Genomic DNA, 15889 nt, shown 5'->3' with positions numbered 1-15889 from the left:
TTAAAAATTAAACCTTGTTCACTAACTTTATTGCCTTAGTAAAATCGGATAAATCATTCTCGTTTAAAACTAAATGAATGGCTTCGTCACAAACTTTTTCTACATTATCATGAGAAAAATGTAGGCGAACAGCTATTTTTCTCATCAATTGAACTTCAATTAACTTTGCTTCTCCATCAACCAAAATCATTTTAGCCAAACGATACAAACGTTCTATTCTATCTTCATAATTTGCAGGTGCATTTGTTGGAAATTTTTCTGGATTATTAAGAATAACAGCAAACTCATCTAACGTTAAGTTTAAGTTCTTACCCATTCGTATTAATAATTCTTTTTCATCATCTGTAATTTCTCCGTCTATTTTTGCAATTTTTACAATATTTGCAAAATGCCCGATTTCTTGTTTGTGTTTTCCTTTAGGATATAAATCTAATATTGCCATTTTATTTATTTTCGATAAAAATAGTGAAAATGGTTTAAAAAAAAAGTTAAAATACGTTTCCGAAAATATTTCTAAAAAGACAAATCGAATAGATTGCATTTTTTGTACTTTGCTAAAGATTAGTTTTAACATAACTATTCTTTTATTAATTCAACTTTAAACATGAACAACTTTTCCTATTTAAATAGAAAAAAAAATACACAAGATTTACAATCTAACGAATTTGATGTACTAATTATTGGTGGTGGAATTACAGGCGCAGGTATTGCATTAGATGCAGCTTCTAGAGGAATGAAAGTTGCTTTGATAGAAAAAAACGACTTTGCTTCTGGTACTTCTAGTAAATCTACAAAACTAATTCACGGAGGTTTGCGTTATCTAAAACAATTCGACTTTTGGTTGGTTAAAGAAGTGGGAACTGAGCGTGCCATTGTACATGATTTAGCGCCACATTTAGTGGTTCCAGAAAAAATGATTTTACCTTTAATTGAATAAAAAAAAGCCAAAACACTTGTTTTGGCTTTTTTTTTTGATTTTAAAAGTTACCTTATTGTGTAATAATTATCTTTTTTGTTACTTTTTTACTTCCTTGTTTTATACCTAATAAATAAACACCTGAAGAAAGGTTTTTTGTATCTATTTCTTTAGTAAATACATCTGTTGTTGACTTATTTACAGAAGTGAAAATTTTTCTTCCTTGTAAGTCAAATAACGAGATAATTACATCATTACCAATTGCATTATTTAATTTTACATTTAAGATACCTTTTACTGGGTTAGGCCATAAAGAAACATCATTTAAAGAAAATTCATTTGTATTTAAAACACCTTCTTGTATGGTAACTGTTTGGTTTGATAACCATCCTTTTGCAGCGTTTGTAACATTAACTTTAAACTGATCTGTAAAAGCAGTTGTCTCTGCATTTGTAAAGGTAATTTTACCTGCTGTTATATCTGCTTGGGTAAAAGTGTCTCCAGAAACTAATTCGGTTCCTTCTTTTTTAAGAGTACCTTTTTCTGCTAATTCTACTAAGGTATATATTTGTTGTTCTTCGGTTTCAGAAGCCGTAGAAGCATTCATATCAGTTGTTGTTATTACATAGTTTAAACTTCCATTTAAAACTAAATTTGAAGTAGAAAAAGTAGGAACACTTGTATTTTCTACTGATGAACAAATTGTAATTGAAACAGCATTAATTTGGCCTCCATTCAATTCTGAGTTGTCTTGTACAATCAATTTCCAATCTCCAATTGCAGATTTTCCTAAAAATGGTAAACTCATATTGTTATCCGGTGCTATGGTTCCGGTTACTGCTGGTGTTGAAAAATTACAAAATAATACACCTGCATCATCGTCAAAAGTAGTATTTCTTATATCTCCTCTATCACCACAAGCATCAGATAAAAGAACTACACTAGCACCACCAATACTAGCTGGGGCTTGTAAAGAAATCGTTAACTCTTGCATACTTGGATGTGTTATATCTAATGTTACCATAACTTTATTAACAAATAAATTGTCTGTAATACTTATAGGAACTATTGCTGTAGCATTTGCAGATGTTTCATCTATACCAGCCGTAGAAAAATCTGTAGCAGTATAAATATTTGTACAATCTGTAACTCCAGTTTGAAAACTAAAAGTAGAAGAGTATGCTCCTTCTCCACATTTATTTGTTGGTTTTACCCTCCAATAATACACAGAATTCGTTTCTAAATCAACGATATCTACTGTTGTTGCAGAAATAACATCTGTAAATAAAAGAGTACTAAAACTTGGTGAGTTAGATAATTCTACCACATAGTTTTCAGCATTTAGATTTGTTTTCCAAGCTAATGATACTTTTTTTGCAATCCCTTTCTGCCCATTCTCTGGAAATTCTAATTCTGATGGGTTATTATCAAAATTTGGATGAAGAACAATCAATCTAATTATTCTTTTTTGAATTTCATTCCCATTATCTCCCTCTACTTCAATATAATAAGAACCTGCTGAAACGTTTGTTAAGTTACCAATAGTAATATTAAAGCTACCATCTTCACTTAACGATTCTTTAGAAAAAGCTACGGATACACCTTCTGGAGCTCCTGTAGTAGAAAACTGAGTAGTACCTGCAACAGCTTGTCTATATTCAAAATTAAAAACAGCATCTTCATTAGAACAAAATGCTTGTTCAGAATTATCTGCTACAAAAGTAAATTCACCAGCAATACCAGTTACAATTAAAGAAAAATTTTGTGCCTCTGCCAAAGTTCCTTTGTGAGTAACTGTAATGGTATACTCTCCAGAAGTTGGGTTTGCTATATCTACTCTTTCATAAGGATCTACTAAATTATCTCCTTTTTCATTGCTATTAACTCCTGTTAATCTCCAAGGCTTATACTCAACACCATCTCTAGTAATTTTAATATCTAAATCGTTTACTAAGACAGCTGTTGCATCATTTACTAATCCTTCACTTACAGCTCCTGGTTTATCTGTCCAAGAAACAGATGCTAATAAAGGATTTAAACCATCAGAATTAACGGTTACAGAATAAGTATTTCCATTGGTTAAAACCTCTTCAGAAATCCAAGATTCAAAACCTTTTTTAGTAATTGTTTCTGCAGCTACTTTAGTATTCATTAACCCCCAACCTGTTTTTGCATCGGGTCCAGCAATATCTGTATCATCTGCAGTATGTAGTGCCAATCCTTTTAAAGTAGCAGCTTTCATAAAGCTACCATATGTTTCTTTATAATATTGTTGTAATAACAATAAAGAACCTGTTACGTTTGGAGAAGCCATTGAAGTACCAGAAATTGAATTATAAGCATTGTCTGCAGAATCATAAGTAGAATATAAAGAAGACCCATTCCCCATTATGTCTGGTTTAATTCTTAAATCGTCTGTTGGACCTTGTGAACTACTGGTATTTCTATTAACCGATAATAATGCACCATTTGCATCTATTAATGCATCTTGCCCATTTGCAATAACCAAACTATTTTTTGTAGTAGACCAACTTGTTAACTTATCAAAAGCAGCACTTCCCTCTAAAGGAGCTTCATTTGCAGTATTGTCATTACCATCATTTCCTGCAGCTACAACCATTAAGTAATAAGGTGCATTGTACATTAAGTTATCCCAATTTCTAGAAGTAGAAATATAAGCGCCAAAATAATAAGATGGAATTTGTACTTCATTATCATCATCTCTAGCAGCAATACCATAAGAATGATTTGAAACTAACATTCCGTTTGAAGCAGCAATCGTAGCCTCAGATAAATCGTTATTCCAATCATAACCAATTCCTTTTGCCTTAGGAGCCATTCCTTTTGCTTCTGGCTCAAAACCAGAAGAAATAATAGTTCCCATTACATGAGCTGCATGAAAATTTAATTCTGATGAAAAATCTCCTACAGAAAATCTATCTTCTCCACCATCTCCATCATATTCTTGGTGCGTTGCTCTTGCAATACCACCATCCCAAACATAAGCTGTCATTCCCTGACCTTCTATGTTTAAGCCAAGACCTCCATTATTATGTAAGTAATTTGTTCTGGTAGAAATAGCTGCATCAACATTGTATGTTTTATAATACAAAGGGGTACCTTCTTTAGAGACCTTCATTAATTCATAATATGAACCTGTATCGTCTGTAAATTTCATTTTCCAACCTCTTTGAGTTGCTAAAAGGGTAGCATTCTCTTTTTCTTTTCTAAAGTTTGTAGAAAATTCTTCCTTTAAATTCTCTAATTTTGTTAAATTATAATCTTTAATTATAAGTTGTTTTTCTGATGAATTTTGAGCAACTAAAGAAAAAGAAGCTAAAAAGAAAAAAAGAAAAATTTGCTTAAAGTAATTGTATATCATAGGGTTGATTTATGTATTTTGTAAGCAAATATATACTTTTAAATTTTTTATTATTAAAATTTAACTTTAAACATGAACAACTTTTCCTATTTAAATAGAAAAAAAAATACACAAGATTTACAATCTATCGAATTTGATGTACTAATTATTGGTGGTGGAATTACAGGCGCAGGTATTGCATTAGATGCAGCTTCTAGAGGAATGCAAGTTGCTTTGATAGAAAAAAACGACTTTGCTTCTGGTACTTCTAGTAAATCTACAAAACTAATTCACGGAGGTTTGCGTTATCTAAAACAATTCGACTTTTGGTTGGTTAAAGAAGTGGGAACTGAGCGTGCTATTGTACATGATTTAGCTCCACATTTAGTGGTTCCAGAAAAAATGATTTTACCTTTAATTGATGGAGGAACGTATGGTTCTTGGTTAACGTCTATCGGACTAAAAGTCTACGATATTTTAGCTTCTGTAGAAGGAGAAGACAAACGAAAGATGTTAGACAAAGCAGAAGCCTTAGAAAAAGAACCGATGTTGCCAGAAAACATTTTAAATGGTGCCGGATATTATGCAGAATACAGAACCGATGACGCTCGTTTAACTATAGAGGTTTTAAAAACAGCTTTAAATTACAATGCAAAAATTATAAATTATACAGCAGCTAAAGAGTTTATTTATGAAGATAATAGAGTTGTTGGCGCAAAAGTAAAAGACACTTTTTCTGGTGAAGATTATGATATTAAAGCAAAATATGTAGTAAATGCTTGTGGACCTTGGGTAGATGAATTAAGACAAGTTAACCATTCTAAAACTGGTAAAAGATTGCATTTAACTAAAGGAGTACATTTAGTAGTGGCCCATGATAAATTGCCTGTAAAACAATCTGTTTATTTTGATATTCCAGACGGACGCATGATGTTTGCCATTCCGCGTGGGAAAGTTACGTATTTTGGTACTACAGACACCAATTATCAACTAGATAAAAATAATGTAGAAACCAATTTAGTAGATGCTACTTATCTTATTTCTGCTGTTAATAACATGTTTCCAAAGATTCAACTTACGTTGGATGACATTCAATCTTCTTGGGCAGGATTAAGACCTTTAATTCATGAAGAAGGCAAATCTGCTTCAGAATTGTCTAGAAAAGACGAAATTTTTGTTTCTGATACCGAACTAATCTCTATTGCTGGCGGAAAATTAACCGGTTATCGTAAAATGGCAGAACGAATTGTAGATTTAATTGCCAAAAAATATGAACGCAGATTCGATACAAAATTTGAAGAAATAAAAACCAAAGAAATAGCACTTTCTGGTGGTACTTTTGATAATTACCAAGAAGTAGAAAGTTATACAGATGCTATTCAAAATAGAATTGCAGAAGTAGATTTCGATAGAAAGGACGCAGAATATTTAGTGCATAATTATGGAAAACAAACAGATATTATTTTACAAAAATTTGATGATTTAATGCACGATAATATGCAAGAAAAAATGATCATGGCAGAAGTTTGGTTTACCATAAATTACGAAATGACTTGCACTCCAACAGATTTTTTTATGCGCAGAACGGGTCGTATGTTTTTTGATGCACACAGTGTAAATTTATACAAAGAATATGTTTTAGAATTGTTTAAAACTCATTTTTCTTGGGATGAAAAAACAACTAAAAAACATCAATTAGAATTAGAAGAAAAAATACAATTGGCTACTACTTTTAACTAAAGTATAGTTTTTAAAACACCAATATATATAACCTTATAGATTGTATAATCTGTGAGGTTTTTTATGTTAAAAACATCTTTTAAGCTCTATTTATAGTCATTAATTTACTAAAAAAAAACTTAATTCAAATATAATACTTTTAAAAAAAAGTTTATATTTGAATATAACGTCCTATCATTATGATGTTTATGATTTTTCTATTTAAATAACTTCTTTCTCGAAAAAAGAGTATTTAAAATATTTATAATTTACAATAAACTTAAATTTAAAAATTATGAAAACGTTTTATACCTCGATTGTTGTCTTATTTATTGCCTTCTCTTTTTCTGCAAAAAAAATAGTATTTCAAGAAAAAATAAATACATTAGTTGCTACTTATATAGGTCCTACAGAAAATCAAGACTATAAATTTGTAGATGATGATGGTGTGGCATATTTATTTTATGATAAATCTAAAAATATAAATTTTGAGAAAGAAGATGATTCTAAAATGAATAAAAAATTTATAGTTACTTGGAAAAATAAACTTGTAGAAGAATATAATTCCGTAGGTCAAAAAACAGGTGAGAAAATTACTGTAAAAACGATATTATCCATTAAAGCAAAATAATAATTTAAGCCATTTAAAACTTTATAAATGGTTTTGTATATGCTCAATAGGTAGTATTTTTTCAACTTTTTGGTTGCCGATCTAACTAAAAAAATATAGTTCGTGTTTTTTAATGATAAAATAAATTAGTGTAACATTTTTAAGGAAATCCCTTACATTTAAACTCTTTTCAAAAAATACGTAACAACATAAATATCAGTATAATTGAGAGGAAAATACATTAATCAATAATTTTTTATTAGTAATGATAAAAAAATAACTTTTTCTCTTTTCAATTCAAAAAAAATGTATATTTGATATACATTATCAGTAATTTTTAAGGCTTATGAAAATATAGTTTCGAGTACTTCAAAACCAAAGCAGGTTCTTTTAAGAAAAAGAGCAGCTACTATATTTATTAAAAAATAACCTTAAAATTAAAAATCATGAAAACATTATATGCGTCAGCATTAGTGCTGTTTATTACCTTAACTTTTTCTGTTAACACAATTTCTGCACAAGAAAAAGAAAACAAAATTGTTGCTACTTTTAAAGGAGTAACTGAAACAGAATATTTTAAATTTGTAGATGAAAAAGATGTTACTATTTTATTCTACGACTTAGATGAAAATATAGAACTTTCTTTATACGAAGAGGAAATGATTGGTAAAAAATTCAATATTACTTGGTCTACAAAACAAATTGATGAGTTTGATGAAAATGGTGAAGCAACAGGAGATTTAGCAACTGTAAAAACCATATTAACCATCACAGAAGTTAAATAAATTTACAAACCGCTTATTACCTTAATAAGCGGTTTTTTTATAACTTTTTACTATCAATAGGTCTCGTATTAATAATATCTGACACATTTATAGAATAAAGACCATTAGATGGATCTTTTTTAAATTCATTTAGATTAAGATAACCTCCCAGAACATATAAAGTTTCATTAAAGAAATGCATGTTAGCATCGTTTAAATTTAAACCTATTATATACTCTTTTAAAATATTAGTTTTAGGTTCTAAAGTTACAAGCTTTCCTCCTTCTGTTAAATAGATAAAATCATTATCTTTAGTAATAGCAGGCTTTCTCATTCCTCTAAAAAGAGTTCCTTCTTTTTTCCATCTGCCTGTAATTAAATTAAAAGATTCAATATCTGTTAAATTACTATTATTATATCCTCCAAATAAATATAATTTATCATCAAAAATAATTCCTGTAACTTCTTTTCCTTTCGGCATTTTAGCAAGTAAATACCAATATCCTTTTTCTAAATCGTATAGGTGTATATCATTAGAATAAATTATTTTTCCGTTTTTGTTTATCTTAGTAGAACCGCCAAAAACAAGCAGTTTATTATCATACAAAACTGTACCAAAATCTACAGCTTTATGTGGGTTTGTTTGGTCTTTTATAATTGATAAATTATTTAAAGACACAATCTCTATATCATTTACTAACAAGTCTCTTTTTTTAGTTCTTGACAGTTTTTTACCCCCCATAAGTAAAACAGTATCTTTATAGTTTATTGCACTGTGATAAGCCCTTTTTATAACCTTATCTTCCTTAATTTCCCATTGTTTATCAGCAATATCATAAGATTGAATATCACCAATATAATTATAAAAACTAGCAAATTTTGGTCTCGTTAAGAATTTCATTATTTCTTCTTCGCCTCCGTATTGAAGCTGACTTATACCTTCTTTATTTCTATCGTATTCAGTAGAAGTATCTCCTCCAAAAACATGTATTTTACTATTGTTTAAAACAGATGCAAAAGAATATACTCCTTGTGGTAAATTTTCTAATTTTGAAAAATGAATTGAATTTTTTAAGTTCTTTTTTGAATTGATTTTAATTCCATCTAACATTTCTTGCTTTTCATGAAGAAAAATAACTAACGGTTCATTTGTTATATTATAATCAATTTTTTGAGTTTCGTATTTAAGATGAGAAACGGAAAAAGATATTTCTTTTTGATTGTTTAAACGATAAGTAAACTCTCCTTTCTGATTGGTATAAACAGTTTTATCTATAAAAAAAATATGTGCTTTTTCAATAGGTTTTTTAGTATCAAAATCTAAAACTGTACCAGAAATTTTTTGAGAAAAACCAATTGTAGAGAATAGTAGAAACGAGTATATAATTAAGTTTTTCATGAAAATATTTATATTTAAAGCATCAAAAATTATACCTTAAAAATTAATCTTCTTTTTGATTTGCTTCTATCTCTTCTGTTAAATCTAAATCTCTTAAAGTAGGGTTTAAAGCACCAATACCAACAACGGTAAGTAACGTCATGGTTCCTCCAAAAATAACCGCCATAGAGGCTCCTAAAAACTTTGCAGCTAAACCACTTTCAAAAGCACCTAACTCGTTAGAAGAACCTACAAACATAGAATTTACAGAAGATACTCTACCTCTCATATCATCTGGCGTTTTTAATTGTAAAATTGTCTGACGAATTACCATAGAAATCCCGTCTGCAGCACCACTTATAAACAATGCTAAAATACTAACCCAGAAAATAGAAGATAACCCAAAAGCAATAATACTTAGTCCGAAGACAAAGACAGAAACCAACATTTTTTTACCTGTTTTTCTGTTGATAGGAATGTAAGTTGTTAGAAACATAGTAACAATACTTCCCATAGAAATTGAAGCATTTAAAATACCAAAACCTTCTGGTCCAACTTTTAAAACATCTTGTGCAAAAACAGATAAAATAGCTACGGTTCCACCAAATAAAACCGCAATCATATCTAATGTTAAAACACCTAAAATGGCTTTATTATGAAACACAAATCTTACACCAGCTTTTAAACTTTCTTTCATTGGTTCCCCAATTTTTTTGTTTAAAATGGGTTTCTTTTCTATTAAAAAAGTAAAAATTAAGGATAGAATTACTAAGATAAAAACCAAACAAAGCGTTTTATCAACACCAATCCAACTTATAAAAAACCCACCAAATAAGGCACCAGAAACCGAAGCAGTTTTCCAGGTACTTGTACTCCATGTTGCCGCATTATGATATATCTTTTTAGGAACCAATAATGACACTAAAGAGAAAATTGTAGGTCCAAAAAACGAACGTAAAAAGCCGCCAAAGAAAACCAAAGCGTAAATTGAATATAGAATTTTATTTGTAGACCAATGGCCAACAACAATATCTGATGTTAATAAAAACAGTCCTAAACTAATCAGCGAAAAAGCTGCAATACAAATAGCAAATAAATTTCTTTTTTCATTTTGATCTACAATATGACCTGCAAATAAAGCCATTGTAAATGCAGGAATAATTTCCATTAAACCTATAATACCTAAAGATAAAGGATCTTTTGTAATGGAATATACTTGCCATTCTATAACAATAAATTGCATAGACCAACCAAAAACCAGCAGAAATCTAACAAATAAAAAAATATTGAATTCCTTAATTCTTAATGCTGCATAAGGATCTTGTTTTGTCATTTTAACTCAATTTCATATCCATTAAAATGGCAAAAGTTTGGTTAATGTCTTCTTCTTTTACAACAATTGTCATTTCGTTTGTAGTAGAAATAATTTCTTGTAACGGAATATCTGCCCAAGCCAATTGTTTTAAAATAAAGTAATAAATACCAGATTGTTCTTGGTTTTCCTTTGGAAGTTTAATTGTAATAGACGCCAAATCTAAAACACTAGAAATAAGTGCTTCTTTTTCGAAAATCTCATTTACAAATGGTTCTAAATTTTTACTAGTAACAATATTCGTTTCAAAAATACCTTGAGAAACGGTTAAAAAATAATCAGAACTTTCTGATGATTTCATTAAAATTTTTGCAATTTCTTTTAATAATGAAGTGGTGTTTTTAAAAGTGAAATCACACAAATCAGACCTTACAATTACATCACCTAGATCTAAGGCTAATTTTTTTATGTTCTTTCTAATACGTAATTCACTTGCAGGAGAAAGTCTATTAATAGCCATCATAACTGCACCAACCTTTACTTCTTTTTTTAAAGCAGTAGAAACTTCGGGTAAAATAATTCTTGCCAAAGATGAAACATTTATCAACTTTTCATTTAAAGCCTCTTCTATAAAAGGTGTTTTTCTAATGGTGCTTTCTACAACTTCTTGTATTGTTTTCATTGTAATTGTTTAATATATTACTTCAATGTTCAAAATTAAACATTTAATCTAATTTATCTGTCAATTTTTGAAATTCTTTTTTAGGATTTTTATTTGCATATAGAATATTATAAACGGTATCTATAATAGGTGTAGTTGCTCCATTTTCTTCCTTCATTTTAAAAGCACTTTTGGTAGCGTAGTAACCTTCTGCAATCATGCTCATTTCCATTTGAGCAGATTTTACAGTGTAGCCCTTACCAACCATGTTTCCAAATTGTCTATTTCTACTAAAAAGAGAATAACCGGTAACTAACAAATCACCCAAATAAGCAGAATTGTTAATGTTACGTTTCATTTTATGTACCTTTTTTATAAAGCTTTTCATTTCTCTAATTGCGTTACTCATTAACACCGCCTGAAAGTTGTCTCCATACCCTAAACCATGTGCAATACCTGCTGCAACCGCATAAATATTCTTTAACATAGCAGCATATTCTGTACCAATAATATCGTCGGAAATTTTGGTTTTTATATACCAACTTTGAACAGATTTCTCTATAAACTTTGCATTATCTTCATCTTTACAAGCAATTGTTAAATAAGATAAACGCTCCATAGCCACTTCTTCTGCATGACAAGGACCTGTAATAACACCAATATTTTCTATAGGAACCTGATATTCTCTATTAAAATGCTCTCCTATAATTAACCCTGTTTCTGGCACAATACCTTTAATAGCAGAAAAGATGATTTTACCCTCTAATAAAGACGTTAACTTTTTTAATTCACTTGTTAAAAAGGCAGACGGAATTGCAAAAATAAGAACATCGTAATTTTCTACAGTGTAATTAATATCACTAGACAAATCTAATTGTTCTGCATTTAATTCTGCAGATTGCAAGTAATTAGGATTATGTTCATTTTCTTTTATGTGCTCAATTGCCTGTTCATTACGCATGTACCAACCAATTGTACTTATATTTTCAGACAACATTTTTACAATTGCAGTCGCCCAACTTCCTCCTCCAAAGACCGCTATTTTTTTCTGTGTGTTCATGAATCGTGTTTTTTACATCAAAAGTAATAAAACTATTATCTTTTGAGGATTGCATTTACGAATTATTATATTTGTATGCTCTAATTCAAACTTATTGAGTTCCTTAAAACGATTTTTTAAAGACACTATAATATACGGAATTGCCGCTGTTTTACCACGGGCAATTAACATCTTTTTGGTAAAACTACATACCTCTACTTTAGATGCAGCAAAATATGCCGTAAATACAGATTATTATGTGTACGCTGCGTATTTAAATGCACTACTAACCTTTGGTATGGAAACTGCTTTTTTTCGTTTTTTTTCTAAAGAAAAAGAGAAAGGAAAAGTGGTCTCTACCTCCTTTATTAGTTTGCTAATCTCCACATTAATTTTCTTCTGTATCGCCTTGTTTTTTAATAATGAAATAGCTGTTTTCTTCGGATTTAAAAATCCTTTATTTTTTAAATTATTAGTATATACAATTACACTAGATACCTTAGTAGTTGTACCTTTTGCATATTTACGTGTTACCAATAAACCTCTAAAGTTTACTGCTATAAAATTGATAAATATTGGTGTATTCACTATTTTAAATGTTTTCTTTTTGTGGTTTGTTCCTTATACCTTAAAAAATGAAACTTATTTACCAGAATCCATTGTAAATTATTATAATAATTACCCAAAAGTAATTCACATTTTTGTTGCAGGAACAGTGGCAAGTTTATCTACTTTTCTATTACTTTTTCCTGCTGTTTTTAAATTCAAATTCGAGTTCGATTTATCTCTTTTCAAAAGAATGTTTAAATATAGTTTTCCAATAATGATTGGAAGTTTGGCATTTGTAACCAATGAAAATTTAGACAAACTTCTTCTTGGGGATATTTTAGGTGAAAAACAAATGGGAATTTACGCGGCTTGTTACAAATTAGGCGTTTTTATGACCTTATACATTATGGCATTCCGCTTAGGTGCAGAACCATTTTTCTTTAATAATGCTGATAAAAAAAATGCCAAAGAAACTTATTCTAAAGTTTTAACATGGTTTACAATCTTTGGATCTTTTTTTATGCTAATTGTAGTTGTTTTTATTGATTTGTTCGCGAAAATTCTATTAGGAAAACCAGAATATTTCACTGCGCTTTCTATTGTTCCAATCATACTTTTAGCAAACTTATTTTTAGGTATTTATAACAATTTATCAATTTGGTATAAACTTACGGACAAAACAAAATACGGAATGTACTTTTCTATTGTTGGTGCTATCATTACCATTGTTTTTAACTTAGTAATGATTCCTAAAATAGGTTTTATAGCTTCTGCTTGGGCAACGTTAATTGCATTTGGAACCATGATGGTATTGTCTTATTTTGTTGGTAAAAAACATTATCCTGTAAATTATAAATTAAAAAAAATAGCTTATTATTTAGTGTTTTCAATCGTTTTTGAGTGGATTTCTTTTACCTTATTCAGAGGGCAGTATTGGTTTTCTATAATAACTATTTTACTTTTCTTTGGCTTAATTTATTACAATGAAAAAGATGAAATTAAACAAATTTTAAAGCGATAAATATGAATAGAATAACCATACTTGCTATAACTTTTCTTCTTGTTTTTAACTCTTGTAAGATCAATAAAACTATAATAAAAAAAGAGAGTACTGTAACAAAAAACACAGGAAAAAGTTTTATTGTTGTAGGTATAGAAAACGGTGGAGAGCATAGAATTGAAGAGTATACACCCTGGAAAAACCAAAAATATGGTGGTGGAAAAGGAGCTATTTATGTCGATTTTTTAGTTACCCAACTAAAGCCTTTTATAGATAAAAATTACAGAACAAAATTGGCACCAGAAAACACCGCAATTATTGGTAGTTCTTTAGGTGGTTTAATTTCTTTTTATGGCGGATTAAAATATCCGAATACTTTTGGTAAAATTGGCGCACTTTCTACCTCTTTTTGGTTTTCTGATAAAGTAGTTAAATTTGCTGAAGAAAATGGGAATCAAAAAAATACTAGACTTTATTTATTAGCTGGTGATAAAGAAGAAGCTATTATGGTTACCGATACAGAAAATATGGCAGAATGCTTATTAGATATAGGATTTCCATCAGAAAACATAAAAACTAAAATTGCTCCAGAAGGAAAACACACAGAGTCTTTTTGGAAAGAAGAATTTTTAGAAGTAATTACATTTTTATTTAATTTAGAAAACAATGAACGTACAAATAATTAACAAATCGAAACACGCAACACCTAATTACGAAACTGAAGGAGCTGCAGGAATGGATTTAAGAGCAAATATTGATGCTGCAATTACATTAAAACCATTAGAAAGAGCTATTGTTAAAACAGGCTTATTTATAGCTTTACCAGTAGGTTTTGAAGCACAAGTAAGACCAAGAAGTGGATTGGCTGCTAAAAAAGGAATTACTGTTTTAAATTCTCCAGGAACTGTAGACGCAGATTATAGAGGGGAAATTGGAGTGATTTTAGTGAACTTATCTAATGATGATTTTGTTATTAATGATGGAGAAAGAATAGCTCAATTAATTATTGCAAAACACGAACGTGTAAATTGGCAAGAAGTAACCATTTTAAGTGAAACTGAGCGAGGTGCTGGTGGCTTTGGAAGTACAGGAGTTTAAATATCTTAAAATAAAAAATGCTCTTTAACTCAATTGACTTTGCAATATTCTTACCAATTACTTTTGTACTATATTGGTTTGTTACAAATAAAAATTTAAGATTACAGAACTTTTTAATCATAACAGCCAGTTATATTTTCTATGGTTGGTGGGATTGGCGTTTTTTATCTTTAATTCTTTTTAGTACTATAATAGATTATTCGATTGGAATTAGTTTATCAAACCAAAATAATCAAAGAAAGAGAAAAATTCTACTTTATATAAGTATTCTTATAAATCTTGGATTTCTTGGGTTTTTTAAATACTATAATTTCTTTCTAGATAATTTTATATCAGCTTTTTCGTTTTTTGGAACTAAAATAAATGCAAGTTCTTTAAATATCATCTTACCTATTGGAATTAGTTTTTACACCTTTCAAACATTAAGTTATACAATAGATGTTTATAAGAAAAAGCTTGAACCAACTAAAAATTTTATAGCTTTTTCTGCCTTTGTAAGTTTCTTTCCTCAGTTAGTTGCAGGTCCAATTGAACGAGCAACAGACTTACTACCGCAATTTTATATAAAACGAAATTTCGACTATACAAAAGCAGTTGATGGAATGAGGCAAATACTTTGGGGTTTGTTTAAAAAAATTGTAATTGCAGATAATTGTGCTCAAAATGCTAATATTATTTTTAATAATTCGAATGACTATTCTGGGAGTACTTTAATCTTAGGAGCAGTGTTTTTTGCATTCCAAATTTATGGAGATTTTTCTGGTTATTCAGATATTGCTATAGGAACTTCTCGTTTATTTGGTTTTAACTTAAAACAAAATTTTGCTTTTCCTTACTTTTCTAGAGACATAGCAGAATTTTGGAGGCGTTGGCATATATCTCTTTCAACTTGGTTTAGAGACTATCTTTATATACCCCTAGGAGGAAGTCGTGGAAGTAATTGGAATAAAATTAGAAATGTTTTTATTATATTTATTGTTAGTGGATTTTGGCATGGATCAAAATGGACTTTTATAGTTTGGGGAGCATTAAATGCTTTATACTTTTTGCCCTTACTTTTACTTAACAAAAATAGAAATAATACAAATACAATTGCTGAAGGAAAATTTTTACCAAGTGTTAAGGAATTCTTTTTAATGTTATTAACGTTTACATTAACTGTATTTGCATGGATATTTTTTAGAGCAGAAAACATTAGTCATGCAACTACTTATATTTATGAAATGTTTTTTGGTTTAAATGATTACATTAATTACTATAAAACATATAGATTTATTTACAATCTTGGGACTCCTTATATTATTGTTTTTTTATCATTTTTAATCATTGAATGGGTAGGGAGAGAACAAAAATATGCTTTAGAAAAATTAGGTATTAAATGGAAACGTTATTTAAGGTTTTCAATGTATTATTTAATAATAATTACAATATTTTTCTTTACCTTAAAAAAAGATATATCATTTATATATTTTCAATTCTAAA

13 protein-coding genes and 1 pseudogene are annotated in these 15889 nt (G+C 29.1%); 8 read left to right on the top strand and 6 right to left on the bottom strand.

Annotated elements, in window-relative coordinates; genetic code table 11:
* Positions 1-7: 7 nt before the first annotated feature.
* The gene (locus H0I29_RS06945) at positions 8-442 is read right to left on the bottom strand and encodes a TerB family tellurite resistance protein (RefSeq protein ID WP_218732093.1); all 435 of its coding nucleotides are present in this window, start codon (positions 440-442) and stop codon (positions 8-10) included.
* Positions 443-604: 162 nt separating this feature from the next.
* Here H0I29_RS06945 and H0I29_RS06940 point away from each other — a divergent pair.
* A pseudogene (locus H0I29_RS06940) lies at positions 605-934 on the top strand (FAD-dependent oxidoreductase); the annotation flags it as partial.
* A 55-nt stretch (positions 935-989) separates the two neighbouring features.
* On the opposite strand, the gene H0I29_RS06935 reads toward H0I29_RS06940, so the two are convergent.
* Positions 990-4298, bottom strand: coding sequence for a S8 family serine peptidase (locus tag H0I29_RS06935; RefSeq protein ID WP_218754882.1), 3309 nt, complete (start codon positions 4296-4298; stop codon positions 990-992).
* A gap of 72 nt (positions 4299-4370) precedes the next feature.
* On the opposite strand from H0I29_RS06935, the gene H0I29_RS06930 reads away from it, so the two are divergent.
* From H0I29_RS06930 to H0I29_RS06920, 3 genes are all read left to right on the top strand, one after another.
* The gene (locus H0I29_RS06930) at positions 4371-6017 is read left to right on the top strand and encodes a glycerol-3-phosphate dehydrogenase/oxidase (RefSeq protein ID WP_218754881.1); all 1647 of its coding nucleotides are present in this window, start codon (positions 4371-4373) and stop codon (positions 6015-6017) included.
* Positions 6018-6291: 274 nt separating this feature from the next.
* Entirely contained in the window at positions 6292-6627 is a 336-nt protein-coding gene (locus H0I29_RS06925; RefSeq protein ID WP_218732090.1) for a hypothetical protein, read from the top strand.
* A 425-nt stretch (positions 6628-7052) separates the two neighbouring features.
* Positions 7053-7391: a hypothetical protein gene (locus H0I29_RS06920; protein ID WP_218754880.1), complete on the top strand. Its 339-nt coding sequence runs from the start codon at positions 7053-7055 to the stop codon at positions 7389-7391.
* A gap of 37 nt (positions 7392-7428) precedes the next feature.
* Here the strand turns inward: H0I29_RS06920 and H0I29_RS06915 are convergent, their stop codons facing one another.
* The 4 genes from H0I29_RS06915 to H0I29_RS06900 are packed head-to-tail and all read right to left on the bottom strand — an operon-like array spanning position 7429 to position 11781.
* A complete protein-coding gene (locus H0I29_RS06915) occupies positions 7429-8769 on the bottom strand; it encodes a kelch repeat-containing protein (protein WP_218754879.1) in 1341 nt (446 codons plus the stop codon).
* 43 nt (positions 8770-8812) lie between these two features.
* Positions 8813-10081: an MFS transporter gene (locus H0I29_RS06910; protein ID WP_218754878.1), complete on the bottom strand. Its 1269-nt coding sequence runs from the start codon at positions 10079-10081 to the stop codon at positions 8813-8815.
* Between the two features lies 1 nt (position 10082).
* Positions 10083-10742, bottom strand: coding sequence for a hypothetical protein (locus H0I29_RS06905; protein ID WP_166386046.1), 660 nt, complete (start codon positions 10740-10742; stop codon positions 10083-10085).
* 43 nt (positions 10743-10785) lie between these two features.
* Positions 10786-11781, bottom strand: a complete 996-nt coding sequence (locus tag H0I29_RS06900; protein ID WP_218754877.1) for an NAD(P)H-dependent glycerol-3-phosphate dehydrogenase — start codon at positions 11779-11781, stop codon at positions 10786-10788.
* A 94-nt stretch (positions 11782-11875) separates the two neighbouring features.
* Here H0I29_RS06900 and H0I29_RS06895 point away from each other — a divergent pair, with 94 nt between their 5' ends.
* From H0I29_RS06895 to H0I29_RS06880, 4 genes are read left to right on the top strand one after another with little or no spacing between them, the layout of a single operon-like run.
* Positions 11876-13330 (top strand): oligosaccharide flippase family protein, encoded by a 1455-nt coding sequence (locus H0I29_RS06895; protein WP_218754876.1) that lies wholly within the window; start codon positions 11876-11878, stop codon positions 13328-13330.
* Positions 13331-13332: 2 nt separating this feature from the next.
* Positions 13333-13995 (top strand): alpha/beta hydrolase, encoded by a 663-nt coding sequence (locus H0I29_RS06890; protein WP_218754875.1) that lies wholly within the window; start codon positions 13333-13335, stop codon positions 13993-13995.
* The gene (gene dut / locus H0I29_RS06885) at positions 13976-14407 is read left to right on the top strand and encodes a dUTP diphosphatase (protein ID WP_218754874.1); all 432 of its coding nucleotides are present in this window, start codon (positions 13976-13978) and stop codon (positions 14405-14407) included. Before H0I29_RS06890 ends, dut begins: the two co-directional genes overlap by 20 nt.
* 17 nt (positions 14408-14424) lie before the next feature.
* Positions 14425-15888: an MBOAT family protein gene (locus tag H0I29_RS06880; protein WP_218754873.1), complete on the top strand. Its 1464-nt coding sequence runs from the start codon at positions 14425-14427 to the stop codon at positions 15886-15888.
* Position 15889: the final 1 nt, after the last annotated feature.

Source organism: Polaribacter sp. R2A056_3_33 (assembly GCF_019278485.1).
In the GTDB taxonomy this organism is placed as follows: Bacteria; Bacteroidota; Bacteroidia; order Flavobacteriales; family Flavobacteriaceae; genus Polaribacter.
Note: the sequence above shows the minus strand (reverse complement) of the source record. Positions and strands in the feature narration are given on the sequence as shown.